Raw genomic sequence first — 4243 nt, 5'->3', positions numbered from 1 at the left:
AGGTGTGATGGAATACCAAGGAGCATCTCTCCATCGCGAAGAGCCCTGGCAGCTACCGGTTTCCCCCATGCAGCGTTATCACGATAACGAAGGAGTTTCGAAAGAGTGTCCATTTCTTCGCTGCTTACGCCAAGTCCTGAAGCTGCAACACGGAATGCTGATCGTATTCTGTGGGTTACGATCTGAGATACAGCAGCACCTTTTCTTCCCGCTTTTTTCAGAAACCATTTAATTACTTCGTCTCTTCTCGCACTGTCAATATCAATATCTATGTCAGGGGGGCTGGATCTGAGCCGGTTGAAAAACCTGGCGAATGACAGATCATGGCGAATGGGGCAGACTATGGATAAACCGAGCAGATAGGACAGAATGCTTCCGCCTGCCGAACCCCTGGCGCTGACGGCTATTCCTTCCCCCCTCGCGTAGGAGATAATCTCAAAAAAGCGCAGAAAGTACCCCGCCAGGCCGTTCTCGCAGATGATTGAAAGTTCATTCTCCGCTCTTCTCGCGGCCGTGAGGCTTCCCTTGTACATATTTTTCAACCGTCTGTGGATTACTTCTGAGAGTTCACTTTCCTCTTTCGCATTGCGCGATCTTTCTTTTCTGTCCGTTAACATTTCCGTGACTGATATTTCAGCCAGCTTCGCGTTTTCGATCAGAGATCGGGAAGCTCCCCGGAAACTCTCCCTGAACCGGTTAATATCCGGCATGACGTTCCATTCTGTGCTGAATTCAGATGTGTCCGGTTTGATCTTCTCTATGGCCAGATAACCCCTTCGGAGTACATTATGAGGTTCAAGTCTTTCCTTCGATGAGAACATCACCGGCCACGAAGCTACCGGGTCGAAACCGGTTCGCAGAATATCCATTTCTGCTTCAGCCGGATTCCTTCCCGATATGCATTCGGGAAGTACCGCCACCAGAATTTTACCTTGAAATCCTTCCGTCTTTCGCAGTTTTTTAGCGTCAGCCGGATTGGAAGCTATCGCGATAAGTCCATGACTGCTTTCAAGCGCTTCCCTCATGGAAAGTCTTCCGGGAGTATGAATGGATGTTACAAGCCTGCAGAGATCAGGCCAGCCTCCAGGCAATATCATAAACGTTAATTTCATCTCATGAATCACAAGTTCAACCCCCGGGATACCCGTTATTCCGGCTTTATTGCAGACATCGGCATACTCCAGCTGCCCTGTGACCACATCTCTGTCAGCCAGTACTCCTCCCTTAAAACCCTTTTCAGCGAGTGCCGACGCAAGAGAGGCGGGAGAGTCTATTCCATTTCGAAATGAATACCAGCTTTTCATTGATATCATTAAGTTTTTCATATACTATATGTAAACAATTGTTCACTATTTAGCAAGGTTCAAATATTCATATTTATTATGTTTGTTTTGTACATCAATGAATGGAGATGATTTTATGAAATATGTTGCACTCGCAGCATCAGTTCTAATCGTTATGGTCGGATGCTCAACCGATCCATCCGCCCCTTCGGGAACCCTGCCAGTCGTTCAGAACCTGATGGTAGACGAAACGGCATCAAAGGGAGATACGGTTGTTCTTCGCTGGAATGCTCTGGACGTAGAAGTAGATGGATATCATGTCTACTGGTCAAGCACCAGTCCCGGAAGCTGGCATGAAAACGTTACCGAGGACACGACTCTTACTGAAATAGCTGAGAGTACGCGGTACTATTATGTAAAGGCTTCAAAAGGACTTGATTATTCCTCCGATAATTCCAATGAAGTAGATACGAGAGCAACACTTATCGTAGGTCCATTCACTATGAGAATAAATGATCTCACTAATGGTCTTATTATCTACGACGATGGAGGAGGGGCGGGAACAGGTGTAGCGGACTCGTCCGAATTCCGCCAGGACATCTACATTGCTGAAGCGAATAACCAGCTGTACTTCTATTCCGGAGACCATAATCCTGCTCAGTATCCCGGAGGCAAACATACTTCTCTCTGCCCTGTCGGCGCATTTGGTAATGTGGCGCCTGAACCCGGTTCCGCGGACTGGGTTGATTCGGTACTGATTTCAGAAAACAACTTTTACTTCGGACATCTTTCAAACGGATACTTCGTTCATCTCTATATAGATTCCACCTTCACTAACGGCGCTGACATCGGGTCTATAGAATACCAGACCATATCCGCTCTGAGACTGTTCAACGTTCTGTAGAATATCATTCATCAGAAAGCGGCAGGGATTTTCTCCTTGCCGCTTTCGTTTTCTACAACACCAGTAAGCATCATGTCATATTTGAATGCTACTTAAAAAAACCCTTGCGAGGTTCCTTCATGGCTTTTTTAATTTCCCGGATCAGATTCTTAAGGTCACTGTCATCAGTAACTTTTCTGTCTCCGGTAACTCCAGCGATCATCCTGTCAATTCTTCTGAGCTTCCCGGAAGCAAGTTTTCCGAGAGATATCAGAAACCTGATAGCCAGCTCAGGTCTTGTTACTGTCAGATCAGTGAAATGCTCCCGTGTCATTCTTAGGAGCTTCGATGAACCGAGCGATCTTACCGTTGCTGATCTTTCATCTTCATCGAAGAAAGCAACCTCCCCGAATACATCGTTTTCGGTGAGCAGTGCCAGCCGAACGGCTTTATTTCCGGAGCCTTCGACAACTTCCATTTTTCCGGATGTGATGATGAAGAGATCTGTTGTAAGCTCTCCCTGAAATACCATCACCTGTCCATCCTTAAGATGAACTTCTTCGTAGTAGGGTATCATCTCTAAATCATGAAGAGATTCCTCTGTGTTGAAGAGCTGTCCCACCTTCATTTTTAACCTCCTGTAAGGAATACACATTTCGCTCAATAACAAAGCTGTACAACGTTGAAAATGAGCTGACACAAAAGCCGTTGAAATATTTGAATTTACGAAAAGACGGCGCGGCCTTTGTGGTCTGCTCCATTTTTTTGTTCGGTGTTTGTCCGGGCACCGCCCTAAGTTGTTTCATAAGCAAGCACCCAATGCGATCAATACAGCAGAAATACCAAAGATAAAAGGGCATAATCTGAAGGGCAAGAATGCCACCCTGAAGCCTGTAAACAAAGAAACAAGTGCGAGTATTACAAGAGTAATGATAGCCACCATGTAAACTGCCATGGAAACAGGGGCATCTGGTTGGATTATAGTTGCAACAGCAACGAATACAGCTGTCGAAATGAGTGCAACCCCTTCAACAATCCACTCCATGGTGATGATTCGTCTGTTATCAGTTGTAAGGTTACCAAAACCATCGACCACTCCCCTTGTAGCAAAAAGATGCGCAATACCCCAAAGGCCAGTCAATACAGATGCTATGTAGAGCAGAACTTGATTCACAATGACCCCCTATCTTAGTTACTTCTAATAATTATTCGTATTCATTTCGATGACACCGAACAATTAATTATCTCTATTGTGTATTACTGTCAACCTTTCAAAAATGGTTTCATGTATAAACCGCCCCGTTTCGACTCATTTAAATGGAATACTAACCGGCACGGATATGTACAAGCATTGAAAACATCAAAGGAGGTTGAAAATGTTACTGAATGCGATGGCATCGCTAATGGTTCTCTCCGTCTCAGCTACCGGATATTTCTGTCCGGGCAGATCATCCGATGAGAACTACCAGGAAGTGGTACAGAATGTATCAGAAATGGTCTGGAATCAGAATGTCAGAAAAATGGCAAGCGCTCACGGGCTTGATGTGGTCAACGTTACCTGGGAAGACACCGGACGCTACTCCGGCTCATGCTGGGGGCCCAATATTTCCGATATGACCATTCAGGTTCACAGCTATCAGAACGGATCGGAACACCCCTCTCTAACCTGCATGCCTGTTATACGATATCCTAACTTCCATGACCTTTCAGCGGACATGGATCCGGATAATTTCTATCTGCTTGTGGGTAACGAGATAGGAGAAGAACTGGCTCCTGTGTCACTTACGGATTTTGTTGACAATATCAAGTACTACCTTCACGATCCTGAATCATGGGAAGGTGATGAACACAGTCTTCTCGCGGAAAGGGACAGCGTTGTTCTTGTAAGCGCTCAGGCGGTATTTCTTCCAATAAAGAGTTCAGGAAGCGCTACATTCAATCCTGTTCTATACAATTACCAGTCCTATGAAGGAGATCCTGCTGTACTTACAATTCTGGTCACGAGGGAGGGTACCAGCGTAACTGTGATAGACAACGCAAGGGACGCGGTTCCCGGATCCTGGAGCTGGGGCCAGAG

At 45.9% G+C, this 4243-nt stretch carries 5 protein-coding genes; 2 read left to right on the top strand and 3 right to left on the bottom strand.

The features are described 5' to 3' along the window. A partial coding sequence (locus tag K8R76_11590; protein MCD4848817.1) for a hypothetical protein occupies positions 1-1313 on the bottom strand: 1313 nt, incomplete at its 3' end. Positions 1314-1419: 106 nt separating this feature from the next. Here K8R76_11590 and K8R76_11585 point away from each other — a divergent pair. After that, the gene (locus K8R76_11585; GenBank protein ID MCD4848816.1) at positions 1420-2187 is read left to right on the top strand and encodes a fibronectin type III domain-containing protein; all 768 of its coding nucleotides are present in this window, start codon (positions 1420-1422) and stop codon (positions 2185-2187) included. 88 nt (positions 2188-2275) lie between these two features. On the opposite strand, the gene K8R76_11580 is transcribed toward K8R76_11585, so the two are convergent. Both K8R76_11580 and K8R76_11575 read right to left on the bottom strand, forming a co-directional pair. Then, entirely contained in the window at positions 2276-2794 is a 519-nt protein-coding gene (locus tag K8R76_11580; protein ID MCD4848815.1) for a cyclic nucleotide-binding domain-containing protein, read from the bottom strand. Between the two features lie 174 nt (positions 2795-2968). Next, a complete protein-coding gene (locus K8R76_11575; GenBank protein ID MCD4848814.1) occupies positions 2969-3340 on the bottom strand; it encodes a hypothetical protein in 372 nt (123 codons plus the stop codon). Positions 3341-3542: 202 nt separating this feature from the next. On the opposite strand from K8R76_11575, the gene K8R76_11570 reads away from it, so the two are divergent. Then, positions 3543-4243 (top strand): hypothetical protein (locus K8R76_11570; protein ID MCD4848813.1); only part of this gene is annotated, 701 nt, incomplete at its 3' end.

Origin of the sequence: Candidatus Aegiribacteria sp. (genome assembly GCA_021108435.1) — a bacterium.
In the GTDB taxonomy this organism is placed as follows: Bacteria; Fermentibacterota; Fermentibacteria; order Fermentibacterales; family JCC-6; genus Aegiribacteria.
This window is presented reverse-complemented; position numbering and strand designations above follow the sequence as displayed.